Source organism: Sorangiineae bacterium MSr11367, from assembly GCA_037157805.1.
Taxonomy (GTDB): Bacteria; Myxococcota_A; Polyangia; order Polyangiales; family Polyangiaceae; genus Pendulispora; species Pendulispora rubella.
In genome coordinates this window covers 2,645,855-2,666,747 of sequence record CP089983.1, presented here as the reverse complement: position 1 = coordinate 2,666,747, position 20,893 = coordinate 2,645,855, and the positions used below count along the sequence as shown (strand labels likewise).

Sequence of the window (20,893 nt, the reverse complement as noted above, 5' to 3'; positions counted from 1 at the left end):
ATGACCCATGTCGCGTTGCTCGGGTACGGTCGCTTTGGACGCGCCTTCGGCGAGTTGGTGACGGAGGCCGGCTTCCACCTTCGCGCGTACGACCCGTACACGGAGGTGCCGGAGGCTCTGCGCGCGAACTCCGTGGCCGAGCTCACCGCGGGCGCCGACTTGGTCGTCGTGGCGGTGCCCGTGCCGGTCATGACCGCCGCGGTCGCAGAGCTGGCGCCCCACCTGACCCCCGAGCAACTCGTGCTCGACGTGGGCAGCGTCAAGGTTCGACCGGTGGCGGCGCTCGACGGCGGCCTCGGGGCGCGCGTTCCGTGGGTGGGGACGCACCCGCTGTTCGGACCTTTGAGCCTCACTTTGGCCGAGCGCCCGCTGCGCGTGGTCATCTGCCCGAACGACGTGCATCCGGAGGCCGCACGCCGCGCGCGCGTGTTCTACGAGAGCCTCGGCTGCGTCATCATCGAGCAGAGCGCCGAAGAGCACGACCGCGCCATGGCGCGCACGCACGCACTCGCGTTTTTCATCGCCAAGGGGGTCATCGATGCGGACAAGGCGCTCGCGGACGACCCGCCGCCGTTCGTGCCCCCGTCGTTCCAAGGTCTCGCGCGGACGATGCAGTCGGTGCGCGCGGATGCCGGGCACCTTTACCGCGCCTTGCACCAGGACAATCCGTTCTCGGCCGACGTGCGTCAGGCGCTGATCGAGGCGCTGGTGCACGCGGATCGCAACCTGACGAACGTCCAGGTGGCGACGACGCCGGAGTCCATGGCCATCCCGGATTTGGGCACGCGCTCACCGGAGTTGCACGAGGCGCGGGCGCACATCGACCAGCTCGATCGCGATCTCTTGGTGCTCCTGCGGCGGCGGGCGGATCTGGCGGCACGCGCAGGGCGCGCCAAGCGGGCGCTCGGCCACGGGGTGCTGGACACCGGCCGCGAGGCCGAACTGCTGAACCAACGGCGCCGTTGGGCGGAGGAGCAAGGGCTCGACCCGGCCGCGGTGGACGACGTCTTTCAGGCCATTTTGCGGTTGTCCCGAAGCGTGCAACGCCAGGGTGACTGAGGGATGTGGCCCATGGTAATCGTCGTGTCCCCCAACGAGGGGGCTTAACCTCATGAGTAGCAAGCAAGAAATCGCCGACGACGAAAAAGCCGCCGCGGGCGAGCCGCCGCCCGCGGACGACGCGACGACCGCCGTCGAAATCCCCGTGCCCAAGGAAGAGACGCTCGCCTCGCAAGAGAAGGACGAGAAGGAAGAGCGTCCTTCGCCCACCGAAGAAGGTTCTTCCAACGGTGAAGAGCCCCCGCCCGAGAAGGAAGCGACACCCGAGCCCGAGAAGGAAGAAAAGGAAGAAGCAGAGGAGGAAGAAGAGCCTCTCCTCGCCAAGGGCAACCCGCTTCGCTGGACCCGCGGCGGCATCACCGCGCTGCTGGGCAGCCTCGTCGCCTTCGTCTTCATGGCCCACAATGGCCAGTTCCGCCTGGGCGTGCCCCTCGGGTTCCTCGCGGTGGCCGTCGCCTCGTGGGGCGTGATGGACCTGCTCGGCACCTTCGACGACGCCGAAGACCGGGTCGTGCATTGGACCTCGCTGGGCGCGCTCACGCGTCCGCTGGTGCAGCTCGGCGCGATGACGCTCCTGTTCGGCCTCTCGCTCATGGGCGCCCAGAGCGGCCTCTCGAAACAGTGGCTCTGGGGCATCCTCGTCACAGCGGCGTTCATCGCGCTCGTCGCCGCCGTCTTCGAATTCGGCAAGGCCCTGGGCCCATGGAAGCTCGACGAACGCGGGGACGATCGCCCCGTTCATCGGCGGCACGGCTTCTGGGTCATGGTCGCCGCGGCGGGCCTCTACCTCCCGTGCCTCGGCAGCTACTCGCTGTGGGACCCTTGGGAAACGCACTACGGCGAGGTCGCGCGCGAAATCCTCGCGCGCGATGATTGGATATCGCTCTGGTGGGCCCAAGACGGCTGGTTCTTCTCCAAGCCGGTGCTCAACTTCTGGATCCAGTCGCTCGCCATGGCCACCTTGGGAACGGGTTACCTGCCCGACCAGATGCTCATCGGCGCGGGCGGCCATGCGGCTGCGCACCCCGAGTGGGTCGTGCGCACGCCGAATTTCCTCATGACCGCGGTCGCGATGTACCTGATTTACAAGGGCGTCGCGAAGGTCTTCGGCCGCCGTGCGGGCCTGTTCGGCGGCATCGTGCTGGCCACCACGCCCGACTGGTACTTCCTCGCGCACCAGACGATGACCGACATGCCCTTCGTGGCCGCGATGACGGCGGCCATGGGCCTGCTCTTGCTCGGCCTGCACACGAGCGACGACGTCACCCTGCGCGCGTACGAGGTGAAGGTCGGCTGGCGCACATTCCGCCTCACCGGCTGGCACCTCGTCTTCGGCATCATCCTCGTGAGCGCGGTGCCGCAGATCATCTACCTGATCTCGCGCAACCTCGAACTCGCCTTCCACGGCTGGTTCCCCATCGGCTTCGATCCGCACCTCGATCAGTTCCGCAGCGGCTCCGGCGGCGGCAACTGCGGGATCCCGGGCAACGAAGCCTGCAACATGGTGAATCCGGCGAGCGTCCCCAAGTCGGTCGGGGCGCATCCGGCGGGGCTGGTGCCATCGCTGATTCGTTTCTTCGGTGCCTTCGAGCCCTCGCTGCAAGCGGTGCTCTGGGGCGTCATCGTCGGCACGCTGCTCTACATCAACTGGGGCGAGCGGCGCACCAAGCGCATGTACTACCTCGCGGCGTGGTACTGCGCCGCGGTGGCCACCATGGCCAAGGGCCCTGCGGGCTTCGGTCTGCCGATGATCTGCGCCTTCGCCTACGTGTGCACCAAGAAGCACTGGGCGGAGTTGCTCAAGCTCGAGATCCTCAGCGGCTTGCTCGTCATTCTGGCGGTGGTGCTCCCGTGGTGGGTCGCCATGTACGTGCGACATGGCTCGCCGTTCACGGACCGGCTCATCTTCCACGACATGTTCAACCGCGCCCTCCACCACGTGCACGACACGAACGAGGGCGACGACACGAGCTTCCGCTTCTACATCTGGCAGCTCGGTTATGCGGTCTTCCCCTGGACGGGGCTGGCGCCGCTCGGCCTTCTCTGGTGGCTGCGCCGCAGCGACTCGGCGGACCGGGGCAAGGGAGACGTCTCCGTCTTCCTCGCCATGTGGTTCATCTTCTCCTTCGCCCTGTTTTCCTTCATGGGGACGAAGTTCCATCACTACATCTTCCCGGCGGTCCCGCCGGTGGCCATGCTCGTCGGCATCGCGCTGAGCGACATGATCGGCGACGCTAAGCTCGCACCGCGCACGAACCGCGCGGTGTACTTCGCCGCGCTCGCGGGGGTGATCTTGCTCGGCGTCGTGGCGGTCACCCAGGCGTTCCACGGCTCCGTGTGGGGCGGCAAGTCGCAAGGCGTGCACGTCACACTCGCCATCGTGGGCGTGGTGCTCGCGGCGGCGTGGTTTGCCAAAGGGCTCTTCCCTGCCCCCGCGGCGGAGGCGCCCTTGGCCGGCTCACCCGATGCGAGTGCGCCCGTGGAAACGCACGCGGATGCCTCTCCCGACTCGGAGAAGCCGACGCACGAGCGCACCGAGCACGAATCGCTCATGCTGGGCGCCGCGGCGGTGGGCGCCGCCCTCGTGTTGGGGTTGGTCGGACGCGATCTCGCCATCAAAGAAGCCGCCGATCAGCCGGGGGCGATCCGGTTGCTGCAGCTCTTCACGTACAACTACCGGCGCCCCTGGCCCGACGACATCGACTTTTCGGCGGTGCTCACGGCGCTCGGTCTCGTGGCGCTGGTGCTCTCGTTCTTGTTGGCGGTGCGCAAGATCCGGCAGCACGCGGTGGTGGCGTTCACCGTCTTCGCCGTGCTCTGCGCGGTGTGGGGGCTCGACGTGTACATGGTCGAGACGGCCCCGCACTGGGGCCAGCACGAGGTCATTCAGGCGTATTACGACAACCGCGCGAACGACAAAGAACCGCTCGTCGCGTACCAGATGAATTGGAAGGGCGAGAACTTCTACACGGGCAACAAAGTGCCTGCGTTCGTCTCCTCGGGCTCCAACTTCACCACCTGGGTCAAGCAGCAGCGCGACAAGGGCGTTCGCGTCTTCTACTTCGTCACGGAGCACTCACGGACCGGTGGACTGAAATCCGAGGTCCAGGCACGCACGTATCGGGAAGTGACGGACAAACACGTCTGCAACAAGTTCATCCTGGTCCGGGCCGAGTTTTAGTATTCTCTCGGGTAGCGTGCTTCGATCGGAGTAACCCATGGCGTCGCAATCGTTCACCAAGAATTACCGCGATCACTCCAACGACCAAGGCTTTCAGTTCGAGTTCTTCTGCGACAAATGCGGGAACGGCTTTCGTTCCAGCTTCAAGGGGAACAACCTCGGCGTGGCCGCATCGCTTCTGCATGCGGCCGGATCCATCTTCGGCGGCGTCGTGAAGGACGCCGCGTGGGGCGCGGACCACGCGAAGGACGCCTTCCGCGGCGGCGCCTGGGACGACGCCTTCAAAGAGGCCATCACCGAATGCGCCCCGCGCTTCCGGCAGTGCACGCGCTGCGGCCAGTGGGTCTGCCCGGAGATCTGCTGGAACGAAAAGCGCGTCATGTGCGAGGACTGCGCGCCCGATTTGCAGGAAGAAGCCGCGGCCATGCAGGCCGAGGTCGCCGTCGAGCAACTGCGCGACAAGATGCGCGAGGTCGATCAGACCGCCGGTCAGAACTTCACGGATCCGCAAGCCGCCGCGTGCGGGCGATGCAATGCCCGGCTCGTGCCCAATGCGAAGTTCTGCTCCGGCTGCGGAGCCCCCACCGCGGCGCCGAAGAAGGCGTTTTGCCATCAGTGCGGCACCGAAACCCCGCCCGGCGGCCGATTCTGCTCGGGCTGCGGCACGAAGATGGGATGACGCCGCCCCTTCCCATGACGCCCATCGGCGTCCTGCGCACCCCGTTCAAAGAGAAGATGCACGCGCCACGGCAAGCGGTGATTGCCCGTGACGTGCCCGGGACCATCGAGCTTCTGCCCGAGTACGAGCACGCGCTCACCGATCTGGAGGGCATCGATCGCCTCTGGGTCCTCTTCTGGTTTCACATGGCCGAAGGATGGCGCCCGAAGGTGCTTCCCCCGCGGAGCGAGCGGCGTCGCGGCCTCTTCGCCACGCGCTCGCCGCACCGGCCGAACCCCATCGGGCTCTCGTGCGTGCGCCTCGTGCGCGCCGAGGGACTGATTCTCCACATCCTCGACGTCGACATGGTGGACGAAACGCCGGTGCTCGACATCAAGCCGTACGTCCCCTACGCCGACGCCTTCCCCGACGCACGCACGGGGTGGCTCGACCAAGTGCGCGATCCCGTCGGGCCCTATGCGGTGGTGTGGTGCGAGGAAGCGCGCCTTCACGTCGCGTGGCTCAAAGAGACCCATGGGCTCGACTTGGTGCCGCACATCGATTCGGTGTTGGAACTGGGCCCGCAGCCACACCCGTACCGGCGCATCAAGAAGCACGGCAGCGGCTTTCGCCTCTCGTACAAGGACTGGCGCATCTTTTTCCACGCCGAAGAACCGCGCACCATCGTGATCGACTCGCTCGAAACCGGGTATCGCCCGGGGCAGCTTCTCGGCACATCGCCGCTGCCGGCCGATCGCGACGCGAACGCGGTCGCCATCCATCGCGCCTTCGTGGCGGCATTTCCGCGGCTGCCGCGGCCGGACAAAGCTCCATAATGGCGGGATGCCCGCCCTTATCCATGCCGCCGCCGTCGCCGCTGCACGAAAAGCTTATACCGACGCCAACCCACTGAGCCGCGCACGCTACGAGGCCGCGTGTGCGGTGATGCCCGGAGGGAACACGCGCACGGTGCTCTTCTTCGAGCCGTTTCCCCTGTGCATCGCGCGCGGCGAAGGCTGCCGCCTCTGGGATGCCGATGGCCACGAGTACCTCGACTTTCTCGGCGAGTTCACCGCGGGGCTCTTCGGGCACTCGCATCCGGCCATCGCGCGCGCGGTGAAAGACGCGCTGGACAACGGGATTCTGCTGTCCGGGCACAACATGGTCGAGGCGCGCTTTGCCGCGGCCGTGTGTGCGCGCTTTCCGTCGCTCGAGGCCGTGCGCTTCACCAACTCGGGCACCGAGGCGAACGTCCTCGCGCTGGCCACCGCCAAGGTGGCGACCGGTCGCAGCAAGGTGCTCGTCTTCGACGGCGCGTACCACGGCAGCGTGCTCTCCTTCGCGCGCGGGGTGTTGCCCATCAACGTGCCCCACGCGTGGGTCGTGGGCACCTACAACGACGTCGCGGGCACGGAGGCACTCTTCGATGCGCACGGCGACGAACTCGCGGCCGTCTTGGTCGAGCCGATGCTCGGCTCCGGCGGCTGCGTCCCCGCAGAGCGCGCGTTTCTCGAGATGCTCCGCGCACGCACCCAACGCTGCGGGGCGCTGCTCGTTCTCGACGAGGTGATGACCTCGCGCCTTGCGCCGGGCGGCCTGCAGAGCGAGCTCGGGATTCGCCCCGACCTGACGACCTTGGGCAAGTACATCGGCGGCGGCATGTCGTTCGGCGCCTTCGGTGGCCGCCGCGAGCTCATGGATCGCTACGATCCACGCCGCACGGATGCGCTTCCGCACGCGGGCACGTTCAACAACAACGTGCTCACCATGAATGCCGGCCTCGCGGCCCTGGAGCTCCTCACCCCGGAGACCGTCCGCGAGCTCAGCGCGCGCGGGGATGCCCTGCGCACACGGCTCAACCGGCTATGCACCGAGGCGAGCGTCCCGATGCTCTTCACCGGCCTGGGCTCGCTGCTGACCGTGCACTTCACCGCCCGGCCGGTGCGCTGCGGCGCCGACGCCGCCTCGGGAAATGCCGAGCTGAAAGAGCTCTTCTTCTTCGACATGCTGACGCGCGGCATCTACCTCGCGCGCCGCGGCATGATGACGCTGTCCCTGCCCAACGGCAACGCGGAGTGTGACGCGCTGCTCGTTGCCGTGGCATCCTTCCTCGAGGAGCGACGTTCGCTGCTGCTCCAGCTCGAGTAGGTGTCCATGACCGTCCTCGGCGTCCTGTTCATCGTGTTCCTTCTCGGCCTGCTGCAGGCGCACGAACGGCCCGCGTGGCGGCGCCGCGGACGGCTCGAGACGGAGCCCATGATGGTGCTCGAGGATGGCCTGCTCTTTCGCGCCGATCTCCTGCCGCCGGGCGATGGCCATCACGAGACGATGTCGACCCACGGGCAACGATGGGCGGTCATCCCCTTTTGCGAGGTGCGCTCCGCGCGCATGACGCCCGATGGATGGGTGCTGCGCCACCAAGGCCGGCGGCGGGTGCAGCTGCCCCTGCACCTCTTGGAAGGCCTGAAGACCGACGTCTTGGAGCACTTCGAGCGCGCATGGCAGGCGTGGAAGGTCGCGGCGCCGCCCCAAGATGCGGCCCTGTTCGAGCCCATGGCCGAAGAGGACGTGGCCGCGTGGTTCGGCCGATGCCGTGCGCTCGGCGGCCGCGCTGCCTCCGATTACCGTGGCGCGGTGCTACCGGCGGAGGCGATCTGGCGGGTCGTGGAAAGCGCGGCGGCGCGTCCGCTTGCGCGCATCGGTGCGGTGGTGGCGCTGGGCTTCGAACTTCCGATCGGCGGTGCGATGGAATCCGGCACGGGCCGGCTGCGCCGCGCGGGAAATGCTTCGGTCTCGCCCCAGTTGCGTGCCATCTGCAACGCACAACGAAGAGCCGGCACCGAAGAAGATGTCGTCCGCTGGGGCATGAGAGAGCTTTGTACTCACACGAAAAGCGCCTACGATGATTGAGACATGCGGCTAAGCCCGGACGCGGGGGGAAAGCGTCTTCGACATGCCAAGCTTCTCGTTGCTTTAGGCGAACTCGGCGAAGCCGAAGATGAAGTGGCGGCGCGACTCGAAGAGGCGCCGGATGACCTCACTGCGCTCAATCTCTTCGCGAAGATCAAGCACATCAAGGGCGAGCTCTCGGAAGCGGTCGCCTGTTGGGCGCAGCTCCACACGCGCTCGCAACACAACGAGCTCACGCTCATGCGCCTTGCGGTGCTGCTCGAGCTCGCGCGCGATCCGGAGCGTCACGCGGGCAACTACCTCGCGCTCGGCCAGTTCCCGATGGGCCAGAGTCCCACGGCGCCGCTGGAGCTGGAGGAAGCCTTCCGTCACCTCCTCGCGCGCCGCCCGTTGGAGGCGAAGGCCACCTGCGATCGCCTCGCGGCCCGGCACCGCAACAAGGATCCCGAGCTGTACAAGCTCTGCATCATGGCCAAGGCGTGGATCGCTGAGCTCTCGGGGGAGCTCGACGTGGCACGCAGCGCGCTCGAGGGCCTCGGCCAAGAGCGGGGCTTCGAGACGGACACCGACCGCGTGCTGTCGCTGGCTCGCGTGTACGAGCGCTCGAGCGATCCGGCCGCGTGGGAAAAAGCGGTCCACATTTACCAGTACATCACGCGAAGCTTCGAGAAGCTCTCGGCGCAAGCGCACCTTGCGACGTTGCATCGCAAGCTGGGCAACACCGCGCTCGCCGAAGATCACGAGCTGGCCTTTCTCATCGCCTTCGAGCGGCGCATGCACCGGCTTTCGCGGAGCGAGGTCGCACGCGCCGCCGCCCATCGGTACGTGCCGCTCGAGCGATTGAAGTCCATCCGCCCCTCGACGGAGGCCGCCGGCACCGAGGTCGCCCCCGGCCGCGAGCGCGCGCTGTACGACTACCTCTGTGGCAACGAGGAGGCCGCGCGGACCTACTTCGAAAGCGCCACCGAGCTCCTCGATCGGAAATACATGGCCGATCTGCACGCCGTCGGGGGAAGCTTCGATGGCGCGGTGGACGGCTTTTTGAGCGCGCTGAAAGAGGATCCGGATGACCACCACGTCATCTCGTTCCTACTTTCCCACTGGGACCACACCTACGACGCGCGCATCGCGAGTGCGCTGACTGCAACCCCTCTGGGCGAGCGCGTGCGCGAGGGGCTCGAGGCCGTCCTCCACGTGCGTCCACGCAGCACGCGCATTTGGTTGGTCTTGAGCCTGTTGCTCGAGCTCCAGGGCGCCGCCGAGGAGGCCAACCGCCACCGCGAACGCGGCCGCGCCCTGCAAATGGCCGAACAGCGCGACGCGAGCCCCATCGGCCGCGTACTCGCCGCCGCCGTGTACCATTTCGTGGGCAAGGCCAAGGGGCTGATTCACCAGATTTGGGTGGACCGCAAGCCGGTGGCACCGGGCAAGGGCGGATTCCTTCACGCCGAGGACATCTTCGGCAACGTCACCAAGGACATGCAGCAGGCCGTGCGCAATACGTTCTTGGCGGTGCGCGAATACGCACGCTCGCGATTCCCCCACAAGACGACCGATATTCTCGATTACGACTACACGTACAAAGTAACGAAGGAAGACGAGCCATCGGGGGGATTGTCCGCCGGCCTTCCCACGGCATTGGCGTTCTTGTCGGTTTTCCTACAGCGCCCCGTACCGCAAGACATGGCCTTCACCGGCGTGATCATCGCCGACGCGCACAACGTCCTCATGGTGCGTGGCGTGGGCGAGGCCGAATACAAAGTCAAAGGTGCGTACCATCGCAACTTGTACGCCATCGTGCTTCCTGCCGAGAATCAAAAAGACTTGGCCCAAACGCAACAAGTGCCCCGTGCGGTCATGACCGAATTGGTACGATTTGCATCGCGATTGGAAGATGCGATTACGCTGACCTTCGGCGAGCGTATTTGGCTGGATTAGCATCGGCTCGCATTCGGCGCATTTACGGTCGTCCATTCGTTTCTCGCCATGGTGTATGCAGCACCCATGCGACCAGTTCCCCTCGGGAGGACACGCCGAGTTTGCGAAATGCGCTGGCCATTTGATTCGCGACGGTGCGAGCAGCGCTCTTGCGGGTGCGTGCGATCTCGGCGTTGCTCTTGCCGGCGAGTGCCCCAAGGACGACCGCGCGCTCGGAGGCCGAGAGGCCTTGGGGCAACCGATCGTCCTCGATGGGAAAACGAAAGACGAGCACGTCGACGTCCGCAATGGTCCCCGTGAATGCCTCGAGCGCGGCAGGCGCCGCGAACTTCGGAATATCGCCAGCCATGCCGAGTTCATCGGACCTACGCCCAACATGGTTGTGCAAAAAAGAGCCTAATTAAGGCAACGGTCGATTGAATTTGTCAGGTTCGAATCTGCCTGGTGCTGGGACCGCGGCAGCGAGAGGAAACCGGCGGAACCGGCGCGACGTGTCGGGGCTGAACGCCAGGATCGCCACTCCGCCTGGCGATCCTCTCCGTGGAGACGGACGAAGGCGCCGGCCCCGCCGGGGTTATCCCGCTGCCGCTGCTCGACTGCGAGGCAATCGTCGATCTGCCATGTTCAATCGACTTTTGCGTTAGGTTCGCGGCACCAGGCTATCTCGATACAATCGCACCAAGGCCACCCGCGAATCGGCGCCGAGCTTCTTGGCGGCCCGCGCCAAGTAGGCTGAAACCGCGGACACCGAGAGCCCCAGTTCATAAGCGATTAGCTTGTTCGAATGGCCCAACGCGGCGAGCGTTGCGACTTGACGCTCGCGTTGGCCGAGGTTGCAAAATGTTGCAGAAGGAGACGCAACATGATTGCGATATGCAACCATGAATCGCTTGCCGTCATGATCGAATTGCTCCACGAGGGTCCACCGTCCCGCCACCATCGCTCCCCAGAGCGCAAGGGCCGTTTCCGGTTCGGTACGCCGCAACTTTCCCCGCGCTCGGTCGACCATGCGCGCTGCGTGTTGCAGCGCATCGCGAGATGCATGCGTCGTCGCGTCCGCGCGGGCGTGCGAGAGCTTTCCGTCGAATGTAAGAATCGCATCGCCCCCCTCGGGCCCACGTTGCATCGCACCGCCCTGTCGCCGCCCACGCAAACGCAGCATGGCCCCGAGGTGTGACGCCAATCGGGGCGCCAAACCCTCGATGTCTTTCGGCACGCCTCCCGACTTGCGCCCCGCGCCAAAGACGACTCCTCGCCCCGGCTCGCCGTCCGAACGCACCTGAAGGATATCGTCCAAACGCGGTCCTGCCGTCCCTTTCGTAGCTCGCCAATCTCGTAGAAAGGGGTCCTCGGCGCGTGCATCCTTCGTCCGTGCACCCGAGCGCGGCGGGGCGCGAAACGTGGCATGAGACATCGAACACGGCGGCAAATCCAGGAAGAACCTGGATTCATGGCACGGCGGCGGAGGTGCCTGGCCGTTGTCGTATTCGAAGCATCTTTGCTCGTGCAGCTTGAACAATTCCGTACCTTGTTCGGCGATAGGGCCGCGAAAGCGAAGTGACGAAACCCGCGCAACTTCTCCACGGGTCTCGAAGGCGACCAAAGCCGTCCCGAATCCATCGTCCAGGATCGGCCCGAACGCCGCATGCACCTCATCGAGCCAGGTGTCATCGTCGTGTTCGAGCGAATAAATCGCTTCGAGTACCGCTACCGGATCTCCACGTCTCCCCATATCGCTTCTCCATGCGAGAACGAAGCCATGCAGCGACGGGTCACATGCGTAGGATGAGGCAATCCCAGCGCAGCAAAATGACCATGGCAAGCGCGAATCGAAGGATGCACATAGGCGTACGTCCACAGCGACCTATTCCGGATTCGCCAACGAATCCGCCTTTGACCATGTTCGCCAATGAATTGGCGAGAACAACGGAGTCATGACCATGTTGCGTTTGGCAAAAGCGTCTACAGCCGCATTCGTTCAATTTGCGCTACTGGGAGCATTGGGAGGAACTCTGGCCGCGTGCAGCGCGGATGGCGGCACCTCGGGAAAGCTCGAAGGGACCGAGCCCAAGTCGTTCGAAGAGTTCGTCGCCAGCACTTACAAGGAACCCGGGGAATCGGGACTCTACATTTACGACGGCGACACGCCGGCCCGGTCGATCGAAGAGCTCCGTGAAGTTTACGACAAGGCCTTCAAGAGCCAGCAACCTCTGATTGTCAATCGCATCCCCAACCGTGCCGACGTATGGGACGGAGAACGAAGCAACCTTCGTTACTGCATCGGAAACGGCTTTGGGTCGAACAAAACCGCGGTCGTCGATGCCATGGCTCAAGCCGCGGGAAATTGGGAATCCTACGCATACGTTCATTTCGTTTACGCATCGGATCAAGATGCCTCGTGCACCAGTAGCAACCCCAATGTCATCTTCGACGTGAACCCCACTTCGGCGGGACGATTTCAGGCTCGGGCTTTCTTCCCAAGCTATCCACGCGTCAACCGCAACATCCTCGTCGACGACTCCGCATTTTCCTCCGGCGACCCGCTCTACGGCATCATGATGCACGAGCTCGGCCACACCCTGGGCTTTCGACACGAGCACACACGCCCCGAAGCGCCTTCGCGCTGCTTCGAAGACAACTCGTGGCTCGTGCTGACACCGTACGACCGTGCATCGGTCATGCACTATCCGGAGTGCAATGGCACGAACACTCACTTGTCGTTTTTGTCCACGAGCGATGCGGAGGGTATCGCGCACGTTTACGAGAGCAAGCGCATGGCGCGCCCCGTGCCACCCGCCGCCTGCGGCATCGTCTCGGCAGACCACGGCCTGGGTAGCAACAACCAGGGCATTCGCTCGTGCGATGGCCGCTTCCTGCTCATCATGCAGAGCGACGGAAACCTGGTGCTCTACCAAGGGAACACGGCGCTCTGGGCTTCGGGCACCGCCGGGCAGCCGTCGTACGGTGCATACATGCAGGGCGACGGAAATCTGGTCATCTATTCGGGACTGCCGCGAGCCCTCTGGGCTTCGGGCACCGCCGGTAATCCCGGCGCATATTTGCAGGTTCAGAACGATGGCAACGTCGTTATTTACCGAAGCGACCATGTCCCCATCTGGGCCACGAACACCTCTGGACACTGAGCTTCGACATAGAAGGCCCGGAATCGAGAACGTGAGCAGTTGGCGGCACGGCGGGGATTTCCCCGGGTACCGAATGCGAGTGGCCGGATATGAGCAATCGCTCACATTACACGCATGATCACGAGAGCCCCTTCGTTTCCCTCCGCTGCGTCGTCTCGCCCCCAGGACGCGGCGTCGGCTGTCGTCGTTGCCGCCGCCCTCGGCGCGTGTGCCTTCACCCTCGCCGGCCATTGGCGACTCGCGCTTGCCGGTGCCGGGTTGGCGGCCGCCGGCGGCGCGGCCGCGCTCCGCTGGAGTCGAACGCATCCCGGGCCGATGCCTTATGCGTTTCGCTGGGTCCTGCGCCTCCCGCGCGGCCCTCACGCGCCGCGCCATGTCGTCGAATTCCTTGCGCCCCGGCCCGGCGAGCGGATCCTCGAGATAGGCCCGGGCATCGGCGTCCACGCGCTGCCGGTGGCCAACGCACTCGCGCCCGGCGGCCGGCTCCAGGTTCTCGATGCCCAGCAGGCGATGCTCGATGCCCTTTCCGCGCGCGCCGAGCAGGCGGGGATCGAGAACATCGACCTTCGTCTCGGCGATGCGTGCACCCTGCCCTTCGCCGACGCGAGCTTCGACGCGGCCTACCTCAATGGGGTCCTGGGCGAGCTGCCCGATGCGCCCCGTGCGCTCCGCGAACTCCGGCGGGTGCTGACACCGGAGGGCCGCCTGATGATCGGCGAAACGATGCTCGATCCGGATTACGTCCCAGAGCGCAAGTTGCTGCAGCTCACGCGAGACGCCGGATTCGTCGTCGAGCGGAAACAGGGCTCGTGGTGGGCCTCGCTCACACGCTTTCGTGCGATGGGGACCGCCATCGCCTGACGAGATAAGCCCTCACGTCAACCTTATTGACGTGAAGCGCCGCTACGAGAACTCTACACTGATGTACGCTTGGTAGCGCGCACCGTCGCCGGTGAGTTGGAGGCAGAAGCCTTGTCCCAAACCGGCGGTGATGTTCTTGTTTTTCTCCCAAGCGTCGTCGTCACGCCAGGCTCGCTCCTGTTCGTCGGAGCGCAATGTCCAGATTAGCGAGCCACCGGCATTGTGAAGGGTAAGGCAAGCGCCCCCCAGCACGTCGTCCGTGTTCTTGGGGACCACCTTGCTCAATGCGTCGAGCACGACCGCGACGACCTTCACGGGCGCGACGGCGGATCCAATGGCATCGGCCAGGGAGGCTGCGGCGCCGATGGCTTCTCGGACGCCGCCGCCGTCTTGCTCCCCGAAGACGATTCCCACCTCGGCCTTCGAGTCGACGGCAATGTCGGCATCGTAAAGCGTCGCACGGAGCCATCGCTCCCGAAGCGCCCCCGAATCGTTGATGTCCCAGCAGGAGCGATCGTCGCCGGCGTCGCCATGATTCGGTCCTGGAACGATCCGACTGGCGGTCGAACCGTCGCAATGCTTGCAGCCGATCATGACGTACAACTCGTCATGCCCCAATTCCGTCGTCTCGTCGCAATGAACGAACTGTAGAATGACGCGCGCTCGTGCCATGTTTTCGCTCACGAGCGTGGTCATCGCAACGGGCCCGCGCAAGCTCATCGAGGGAGATCCTCGAGCGTGCGCGGATCGATTTCGCTCGGGATGTTACCGCGACATGAGCGTCGAGCGATGGCCGAGAATGGCCAAGCTTAGAGCGCCCAGTGCGGGACGGGGTATCCGCCTGCGGCGGCCGCGGCGTGCGCCGTGCCTCGGATGAGGGCCGCGTGCGGCTGGAGGAGCACTCCTTGGCTGCCACTCGAATTGCCGTCTGCCGCCATGGTTCCGATGTTGTTGACGGCGACCAGAATGTGCCACCCCTTCTCGAAGAACATTTGCGGAATGACGCCGGCGCCCGAATCGCCCGGTGCGGAGGCCACGCCATAGGCCATCGCGCCCGGCGGCACGTCCATGACCGGCGGCGAGCTCCAATAGTCTACGACGCTGCAGGTGTGAGGCGCCGTCGGGGCGCAGACGAAAGGAATTCCCACGAGCTTTCGCCGCTCGTGGCCGCCATTGTCGAACGCGACGCGCTCCAAGGTGACCGGATCGTAGCGCTCGACGATGGCGCCCCGGCCAACGATGGCGACGCCGCGGCTTAGATTGTAGTCACTGATCTTGCTCTGAATGTCGACCGACGCTGGAGCAACGGCCGGAACGTTGGTGGCCAACGTGAGCAGCGCAATGTCGTCGGTGCAGCCATTGGTGCCGGCCGGCTTTCGAATCGATTGAACGGTGTACCAAGTCGACCCGGGTCGAACGACGGACGACCCGGTGGTGATCTGCATCACGCTGTTGATGGGCGTACCGTTAAACGCGCTGGTACAAAAGTCCGACGTTGTCGGATCGCTGACCCGCTCGGTGCAATGGCGCGCCGTGATGACCAGATTGGGCGCGATCAGCGTGCCCGTGCATCGCGACGTACCCGGTGTTCCGGTGGGCGGGCAGCTGCCATCCGCCTGCAACGGCCCGGTGCAAATACCCACGGAAAAGGGGTGCCCCGGATCGAGCGGTGCGCCGAGAAGTGCATCGCTCGACGCATTGACCTGCTTTTCCTCCGCAGCGCCCTCGGACGCGCAACCGGCTCCAAGACACGCCGCAAGAAATGCCCCCGTTACCATAAGAAGATGCTTTGACTGTCGCATGGACGTTCCCTTCGTGAACTGATGTGTCGTCCACAGCCTTTACGGGGACGTCACTCGGTTCTTTCGAAGGTGCGCGCATTTTCCTCCGGACAACACCGTCCAAAGAATCCGCTCCTCAGGGGCAGAGCCGCGCGTTGGGGCTCATGCCCACCGAGCCCTGTTCGGCCGCGGTGCAATGTGCGGTGCGCGTTCCGACCTCGCGGGTCACGGTGACCGCCAGCGGCCGGTAATTCGGCGACGGTTGATACAGAGTCGAAGCATCGTAGCTGGCGACGGAGGCTCCCGTATGCGGTTGTCCAACGCCTTGCGCCGCGCACCCCATCAAACCAAACGCGACGGACGCAACCAGCGATGCACTTCGTAGAGCAAGCATAACAACTCTCCTTTGATGGGTGCTACGCCGCTCCTTCGCGGTGGTTACAGGCTTCTAGGAAGATTTCCAAATCTAGAAAGAAAAAGGGCGTCGAGTTTTCTCGACGCCCCTTTCGAATCTGCGAAGTTGCTTCGTTTTTCGAATGCGGGTTCAGGGACAGAGACGTGCGTTCGGGCTCACGCCCACCGAACCTTCTCCCGCGACCGTGCAATGTGCGGTGCGATTTCCGCCTTCCAGGGAGCCACCCTCCACCGCCCCCGTGACGGTGACCGGCGGCGCGACCGCCAGCGGCCGCGAGTTCGGCGACGGTTGGTACACGCTCGAAGGATCGTAGTTGGCAAACGAGGCCCCCGTCTGCGCTCGCTCGGGGAGACCGGCATTGCCAACGCCACCCGTGACGGTGACCGGCGGCGCGACCGCCAGCGGCCGCGAGTTCGGCGACGGTTGGTACACGCTCGAAGGATCGTAATTGGCGATCGAGGCGCCCGTCTGAGGTTGTCCGACCCCTTGCGCGGCGCAAGCCATCAAACCAAACGCGGCGAACACGAATGAACCAACCAGCGACGCACTTCGAAGGGAAAACATGAGCAACTCTCCTATCCTTTTGATAAGCGCTACGCTGCACCTTCGAAAGGGTTACGCAGGCCGAATGAGAAATTTGTAAGGCAAGCGAAAACCCAAATAGAAAAAGGGCGCCGAATCATCGACGCCCTTTTCAAACTACGAAGTGGTTGCTGCTCGTCTTCGAATCAGATTCCTCAGGGACAGAGGCGCGCATTCGGGCTCACGCCCACCGACCCAACTTCCGCGTCCGTGCAGTGTGCGCTGCGCGTGCCTGCTTCGGGGGAACCATTCCCCGCGGCGACCGCGCGGACGTTCGGCGACGGCTGGTACAAGCTCGAAGGATCGTAGCTCGCCGAAGGATCGTAGCTGCTGGCGACGGATGCCCCCGTCTGCGGCTGTCCGACGGCTTGGAAAGAGGACGCGGCGCACCCCATCAAACCAAACGCGGCAAACGTGAACGCAGCGACCAGCGACGTACTTCGAAGGGAAAACATGAGCAACTCTCCTTGGGCCGTTGATAGGGGTACGCCGGCCGCTCGAGAAGGTTACGCACGTCAAGAAAAATATTTTTACAGCGAATCAAATGAAAAGCGAGCCCTTCAACACGTGCCGCCCAAAGCGGTCGCGGCGTGACAGAGTACTGCGGTCTTGGCCTGCTTGAACACCGTCAGATCCTGACGATGCTCGTCGGAGCGCGGTACATCGTACCGATACACCGTCCGAGACAATCGAAACAAAAAGAAAAGAGGGCGTCGAAACCTCGACGCCCTCTTTGGATGGTAGTTGGTATCAGGCGCTCAGAACAATCCGGGCACGGCCGATTGCGCGAACGGGAAATTCTGGAGGATGCGCGCATGGGTGAACGGATCGAGTCCATAGCCGACTTGGCCAAGACCCACCTGGCCGAGGCCGAGTTGGCCTAGACCCAATTGACGATTCTGGAGCTCCAACACGTCTGGGGAGGTGTGAGCCAAGCCGCCGCCGAACACGTTGGGGACGCCCCAAACGTTGTTCTGGCCCTGCAGGCCCTGCAGGCCCTGCACCGGCCAGCCGCCAGCTTGCTGCTGATAGCCGAAGCCGTACGGCGAGGTGTGCTGCAGGCCCAGGCCCGGAATCACTCCCGGGATCCCTTGCTGGTAGCCGAAGGGCGAGGCGTGTTGGAGGCCCGGAATCATTCCCGGGATGCCCTGCTGCAGGCCGAGGCCCGGAATCATTCCCGGGATGCCTTGCTGCAGGCCGAGGAAGGGGTTGGAGTGCTGCAGGCCCAGGCCGGGAATCATTCCCTGGAGGCCCTGCTGGTAGCCCGGGATGCCTTGGAGGCCTTGAAGGGCCTGAAGGCCTTGAAGGCCCTGCTGGTACCCGAACGGAGAGGTGTGCTGGATGCCGATGTTCTGGCCCCAGGGAACGGCGCCCTGGAGACCGAAGGGAACGCCGCCCTGGAAGCCCAGGCCGACATTGCCACCGACGTTGCCGAGGCCGAGGCCCGGAACGTTGCCGGTGGTATGTGACAGGCCGAGGCCGTGCACCGAGAGACGCACTTGATTGAGCGCCTCGATGGTCTGCGCAATACGGTCATTGAGGAGCTGCAGCTTGCGAATATCAACCTTGGCCGTTGTATCCATGTCTTCTGTCTCCTTGAGGGGTTTGGAAACCACTGCGGACCGACCCCCCCGATGGGCCGGGGCACTCTGTGCGGGCGACAACCGAGTGTCGTCGTCCGGTAAATTCCCGTTATCTTCTTCGTCGGTCGCACGCGCGTCCGCGGGACCCGCGTCGCTCATGTGATCGGAATCGGCCGCGCGTTGCTCGCGGTCGCCTGCGGCTGCCGCGGAATACGGACCAACAGCACGCCGTCCTGAAGGGTGGACGTGATCTGCTCCGTCTTCGCGGTGAGAGGAAGCGGGATCACCCGCCGGAGCACCCCGATCGGATGCTCCACGCGAAGCGGCACCAACTTGCCTCCGTTGTTCGTCGTGGGAGGCTGGCGCCGTCCCGTCACGATCAGGACGCTGCCCTGCGGCGTCCCCTGGATGTTCACTTCGACCCCCTGGCGATTCACCCCTGGGAGATCGATCGCGAGGAGAAGCTCCTCGTTCGTCTCCCACAGGCTTAGTAGGGGAGTCCACCCCTGCGGCTGCTGTTGTTGCTGCGCGGTCGGCTGACCGCTCGCTGTTCCGAGCAGATGATTCAGCCGCTCCATCTGTTCCTGGACGTGTTCCACCGGGTCCCTCTCTGCGGGGATCGGGGCGAACGGCGCCTTCAGTTCCGGGGCTTCTTGCCCCGTGAGGGATCGGTACAGATTTTCGACCTTTCCGATCGTGTCTTCGATTTCGGTCATCGCTCATCGCCTCCCCACGTAGAAATGGCCCGTCACGCGGGCGCCAACGTGTTCGCTGCAGGAAAACTGTCTCGTCCCGACCCGAGAGACCTTTCGCCCCTGCGGTGAGATTCGAGGACGCCGACCTTACAACGAAGAGCGAGGCCGAAAACCAATTAAATTAGCTCGACCATGAAATAAAATTAACATGGCGCACCTCGACCGAAAGCCGAGAGAAAAGTCGATGAGACGTATTCAGCTTTAGGCCTCATGCACGAGCCGCGGGGGCGCGACAGCGTTGTCATTCGACCGCCATCGTCGTGGTCACTGCGCTGGCCACTGCAAGCGTCCGTTCTAGCGGATTTTCCGCGTGACGCGGCTCGTCGCTCTCCCTCGATTCACCGCGGGAATGGCACCTCCGGATCGCACGGCTGGCGTGACGATCGCGTGGCACATCCTGCGCGAACACGAACGCGGCAAGTGGCTTATTCGGAATTCGCGCAAATATCGAATCAACTGAATCGAATCAATTCATCCGATGGGCGCCTCTACGGGATCGCCTGAACCCAAAGCCCCTCGTCGGCGGCGCCCTGTTCGCCTTCGCCGCGCGGGATCGCGTAGACGATTTTGTCGCGCTGAGGTGTAAGTTGCACCGTGCGCCCATCGAGAACCTTCGCGCGGAGAAGGAATGGAGCTTGGCCGGTCGCCAGATTGACGACCTTCACGTCGCTGGTGACCGGGTACGCTTGCGGATCGCTGCGGTTGTCGGAGAAGACGATGGTGCTTCCCGTGGCCGCGAGAACGCTGTCGACGTCCGGAAATTTCCGCGCGGTGCCACCGGCAACGGGCCGCGCGTTCAGCGTGCCTCGGTCGGGCTTGATGTCCGTCAGGTAGAGCACGTTGGAGCTATCGTCGGTGAAGGCCGAACGCGAGAGCTGTCCGTTTGCGCCCTCCACGAGCTTGTCCGGCGCGGGGTTCAACTTCGATGTGGACGCGAGATAGAGATCGCGATGTTCCCCGCCATCGTAGGTGACCACCGTCGAGTAAAGCGCGAACGCATAATTGGGGCTGAAGGGCGCGCGGGCTGCGAAGCCGACGGTCACCACCGGCGTCGGGTTGACCGCCGGTAGGCTGGTGCGCCTCAGTTGATCGTTCACCGTATAGAGCAACGAGTTGCCATTGTCCGCGAACGTGGCCCACGTCACGCCGTTGTCGACGAGGACGACGCCGTTGGTATCCGCGATCATCCCGCGCGAGTTGTTGGTGACGAAAAAGACTCGATCGCCCTGCGCATCGGCAACCCATGCGGGCTGCACATCGGAGGCGATGGACGACGCGGTCCAGGTGGCCGCCGCGGTCGCAGGCGCTTCGTAACGCGCCAAGGTCGCGGATTGGCTGCCGTTGGCGCACCACACGGCAATCGCGCGCTGGCCGGCGAATCCAAAGCGAGGGCGACACGTTGTCGCCGAACCGCGGCCCATGGCCGGAACCAGCGTTTGCCGTTTGTCGGGCGTGCGACTCGAGGCGATGTTGAGGCTGGCGGTGCTCGCGGTCACATCGGCCGTGAAAAGGATCTGCCCGCCGTCGTCGGTCGCCGCAACCATGTCGTCGGAGAGCAAGGTGGGTCCCACGAGCTTGACGCCACCGGCCGCGCTCCAAACCGTCAGGGTGCCGGTGTTGTTCGTGTAGTTGACATTCGTGTACGCAAACACGACGGGACCACGCACCACGGCGATGGCCGAGTTGGTGGTGATGCGCACCGGCGCCGACGCCGGCTTGGCCGCAACGGCGTAGAGCCCATCGGCGGTGTGGTAGACGGCGTAACCGTCGCTGGTCATCCCGGACAGCGTGGCCGTCGCGGCTGTGATCTTGTACGGGGTCGTGTCAACGGGCGCCTTCGCATCCGGGCCGGCATCCCCTCCGGGGACGAAGCCTCCACCGTTCCCCGTTTCAGGGCCTTCGCCGTCGACCGAACCGCCGCTCGCGCATCCGTAGACCGCCAACGGCATGACGCAAGCGAGACATAAGAACCCCAACGCATGCTTCATAGCAATTAGGATGCAAGAGCAAGGTGTGTGCGGGGCGCA

19 protein-coding genes are annotated in these 20,893 nt (G+C 64.7%); 9 read left to right on the top strand and 10 right to left on the bottom strand.

Annotation, left to right across the window (positions count from 1 at the left end; translation table 11 throughout):
• Genes LVJ94_10630 through LVJ94_10600 form a run of 7 tightly spaced genes read left to right on the top strand, consistent with a single transcriptional unit; the run spans window position 1 to window position 9,746 of the window.
• Window positions 1-1,059, top strand: coding sequence for a prephenate dehydrogenase/arogenate dehydrogenase family protein (locus tag LVJ94_10630; protein ID WXB07686.1), 1,059 nt, complete (start codon window positions 1-3; stop codon window positions 1,057-1,059).
• A gap of 52 nt (window positions 1,060-1,111) precedes the next feature.
• Complete coding sequence (locus tag LVJ94_10625; GenBank protein ID WXB07685.1) at window positions 1,112-4,240, top strand: glycosyltransferase family 39 protein; 3,129 nt, start codon at window positions 1,112-1,114, stop codon at window positions 4,238-4,240.
• Window positions 4,241-4,277: 37 nt separating this feature from the next.
• Window positions 4,278-4,919, top strand: coding sequence for a zinc ribbon domain-containing protein (locus LVJ94_10620; GenBank protein WXB07684.1), 642 nt, complete (start codon window positions 4,278-4,280; stop codon window positions 4,917-4,919).
• Entirely contained in the window at window positions 4,916-5,734 is an 819-nt protein-coding gene (gene tsaA / locus LVJ94_10615; GenBank protein ID WXB07683.1) for a tRNA (N6-threonylcarbamoyladenosine(37)-N6)-methyltransferase TrmO, read from the top strand. The genes LVJ94_10620 and tsaA overlap by 4 nt, the downstream gene beginning before the upstream one ends.
• A gap of 7 nt (window positions 5,735-5,741) precedes the next feature.
• Window positions 5,742-7,046 (top strand): aspartate aminotransferase family protein, encoded by a 1,305-nt coding sequence (locus tag LVJ94_10610; GenBank protein WXB07682.1) that lies wholly within the window; start codon window positions 5,742-5,744, stop codon window positions 7,044-7,046.
• Window positions 7,047-7,052: 6 nt separating this feature from the next.
• Window positions 7,053-7,808 (top strand): hypothetical protein, encoded by a 756-nt coding sequence (locus tag LVJ94_10605; protein WXB07681.1) that lies wholly within the window; start codon window positions 7,053-7,055, stop codon window positions 7,806-7,808.
• Between the two features lie 3 nt (window positions 7,809-7,811).
• The gene (locus LVJ94_10600) at window positions 7,812-9,746 is read left to right on the top strand and encodes a hypothetical protein (GenBank protein ID WXB07680.1); all 1,935 of its coding nucleotides are present in this window, start codon (window positions 7,812-7,814) and stop codon (window positions 9,744-9,746) included.
• Window positions 9,747-9,768: 22 nt separating this feature from the next.
• On the opposite strand, the gene LVJ94_10595 is transcribed toward LVJ94_10600, so the two are convergent.
• On the bottom strand, window positions 9,769-10,095 hold the full coding sequence (locus LVJ94_10595; protein ID WXB07679.1) for a helix-turn-helix transcriptional regulator: 327 nt from the start codon (window positions 10,093-10,095) through the stop codon (window positions 9,769-9,771).
• A 291-nt stretch (window positions 10,096-10,386) separates the two neighbouring features.
• Window positions 10,387-11,478 carry a LuxR C-terminal-related transcriptional regulator gene (locus LVJ94_10590; GenBank protein WXB07678.1) on the bottom strand — a complete coding sequence of 364 codons (1,092 nt, stop codon included), beginning with the start codon at window positions 11,476-11,478 and terminating at the stop codon, window positions 10,387-10,389.
• 202 nt (window positions 11,479-11,680) lie between these two features.
• Here LVJ94_10590 and LVJ94_10585 point away from each other — a divergent pair, with 202 nt between their 5' ends.
• Together LVJ94_10585 and LVJ94_10580 are read left to right on the top strand one after the other, a co-directional pair.
• Entirely contained in the window at window positions 11,681-12,889 is a 1,209-nt protein-coding gene (locus LVJ94_10585; GenBank protein ID WXB07677.1) for a hypothetical protein, read from the top strand.
• A 114-nt stretch (window positions 12,890-13,003) separates the two neighbouring features.
• Window positions 13,004-13,750, top strand: a complete 747-nt coding sequence (locus tag LVJ94_10580) for a methyltransferase domain-containing protein (protein ID WXB07676.1) — start codon at window positions 13,004-13,006, stop codon at window positions 13,748-13,750.
• Window positions 13,751-13,792: 42 nt separating this feature from the next.
• Here LVJ94_10580 and LVJ94_10575 read toward each other — a convergent pair whose 3' ends face one another.
• The 8 genes from LVJ94_10575 to LVJ94_10540 all read right to left on the bottom strand — a co-directional run bounded on the left by LVJ94_10575 (window position 13,793) and on the right by LVJ94_10540 (window position 20,815).
• Window positions 13,793-14,470, bottom strand: coding sequence for a hypothetical protein (locus LVJ94_10575; GenBank protein ID WXB07675.1), 678 nt, complete (start codon window positions 14,468-14,470; stop codon window positions 13,793-13,795).
• 89 nt (window positions 14,471-14,559) lie between these two features.
• A complete protein-coding gene (locus tag LVJ94_10570; protein ID WXB07674.1) occupies window positions 14,560-15,528 on the bottom strand; it encodes a trypsin-like serine protease in 969 nt (322 codons plus the stop codon).
• A 139-nt stretch (window positions 15,529-15,667) separates the two neighbouring features.
• The gene (locus tag LVJ94_10565; protein WXB07673.1) at window positions 15,668-15,925 is read right to left on the bottom strand and encodes a hypothetical protein; all 258 of its coding nucleotides are present in this window, start codon (window positions 15,923-15,925) and stop codon (window positions 15,668-15,670) included.
• Between the two features lie 150 nt (window positions 15,926-16,075).
• A complete protein-coding gene (locus LVJ94_10560) occupies window positions 16,076-16,510 on the bottom strand; it encodes a hypothetical protein (GenBank protein WXB07672.1) in 435 nt (144 codons plus the stop codon).
• Between the two features lie 173 nt (window positions 16,511-16,683).
• Window positions 16,684-16,983, bottom strand: a complete 300-nt coding sequence (locus tag LVJ94_10555) for a hypothetical protein (protein ID WXB07671.1) — start codon at window positions 16,981-16,983, stop codon at window positions 16,684-16,686.
• A 303-nt stretch (window positions 16,984-17,286) separates the two neighbouring features.
• The gene (locus LVJ94_10550; protein ID WXB07670.1) at window positions 17,287-18,111 is read right to left on the bottom strand and encodes a hypothetical protein; all 825 of its coding nucleotides are present in this window, start codon (window positions 18,109-18,111) and stop codon (window positions 17,287-17,289) included.
• A 155-nt stretch (window positions 18,112-18,266) separates the two neighbouring features.
• Window positions 18,267-18,827 (bottom strand): Hsp20/alpha crystallin family protein, encoded by a 561-nt coding sequence (locus LVJ94_10545; protein WXB07669.1) that lies wholly within the window; start codon window positions 18,825-18,827, stop codon window positions 18,267-18,269.
• 527 nt (window positions 18,828-19,354) lie between these two features.
• Window positions 19,355-20,815: a hypothetical protein gene (locus LVJ94_10540; GenBank protein WXB07668.1), complete on the bottom strand. Its 1,461-nt coding sequence runs from the start codon at window positions 20,813-20,815 to the stop codon at window positions 19,355-19,357.
• Between the last annotated feature and the right edge of the window lie 78 nt (window positions 20,816-20,893).

Excerpts from the sequence above, each read along its gene's own strand:
- LVJ94_10600 (WXB07680.1), top strand. The coding sequence starts at position 7,812 with ATGCGGCTAAGCCCGGACGCGGGGGGAAAGCGTCTTCGACATGCCAAG.
- LVJ94_10595 (WXB07679.1), bottom strand. The coding sequence starts at position 10,095 with ATGGCTGGCGATATTCCGAAGTTCGCGGCGCCTGCCGCGCTCGAGGCA.
- LVJ94_10570 (WXB07674.1), bottom strand. The coding sequence starts at position 15,528 with ATGGTAACGGGGGCATTTCTTGCGGCGTGTCTTGGAGCCGGTTGCGCG.
- LVJ94_10575 (WXB07675.1), bottom strand. The coding sequence starts at position 14,470 with ATGAGCTTGCGCGGGCCCGTTGCGATGACCACGCTCGTGAGCGAAAAC.
- LVJ94_10585 (WXB07677.1), top strand. The coding sequence starts at position 11,681 with ATGACCATGTTGCGTTTGGCAAAAGCGTCTACAGCCGCATTCGTTCAA.
- LVJ94_10565 (WXB07673.1), bottom strand. The coding sequence starts at position 15,925 with ATGCTTGCTCTACGAAGTGCATCGCTGGTTGCGTCCGTCGCGTTTGGT.
- LVJ94_10630 (WXB07686.1), top strand. The coding sequence starts at position 1 with ATGACCCATGTCGCGTTGCTCGGGTACGGTCGCTTTGGACGCGCCTTC.
- LVJ94_10555 (WXB07671.1), bottom strand. The coding sequence starts at position 16,983 with ATGTTTTCCCTTCGAAGTACGTCGCTGGTCGCTGCGTTCACGTTTGCC.
- LVJ94_10625 (WXB07685.1), top strand. The coding sequence starts at position 1,112 with ATGAGTAGCAAGCAAGAAATCGCCGACGACGAAAAAGCCGCCGCGGGC.
- LVJ94_10605 (WXB07681.1), top strand. The coding sequence starts at position 7,053 with ATGACCGTCCTCGGCGTCCTGTTCATCGTGTTCCTTCTCGGCCTGCTG.
- LVJ94_10560 (WXB07672.1), bottom strand. The coding sequence starts at position 16,510 with ATGTTTTCCCTTCGAAGTGCGTCGCTGGTTGGTTCATTCGTGTTCGCC.
- LVJ94_10540 (WXB07668.1), bottom strand. The coding sequence starts at position 20,815 with ATGCCGTTGGCGGTCTACGGATGCGCGAGCGGCGGTTCGGTCGACGGC.
- LVJ94_10545 (WXB07669.1), bottom strand. The coding sequence starts at position 18,827 with ATGACCGAAATCGAAGACACGATCGGAAAGGTCGAAAATCTGTACCGA.
- LVJ94_10580 (WXB07676.1), top strand. The coding sequence starts at position 13,004 with ATGATCACGAGAGCCCCTTCGTTTCCCTCCGCTGCGTCGTCTCGCCCC.
- LVJ94_10590 (WXB07678.1), bottom strand. The coding sequence starts at position 11,478 with ATGGGGAGACGTGGAGATCCGGTAGCGGTACTCGAAGCGATTTATTCG.
- LVJ94_10620 (WXB07684.1), top strand. The coding sequence starts at position 4,278 with ATGGCGTCGCAATCGTTCACCAAGAATTACCGCGATCACTCCAACGAC.
- LVJ94_10550 (WXB07670.1), bottom strand. The coding sequence starts at position 18,111 with ATGGATACAACGGCCAAGGTTGATATTCGCAAGCTGCAGCTCCTCAAT.
- tsaA (WXB07683.1), top strand. The coding sequence starts at position 4,916 with ATGACGCCGCCCCTTCCCATGACGCCCATCGGCGTCCTGCGCACCCCG.
- LVJ94_10610 (WXB07682.1), top strand. The coding sequence starts at position 5,742 with ATGCCCGCCCTTATCCATGCCGCCGCCGTCGCCGCTGCACGAAAAGCT.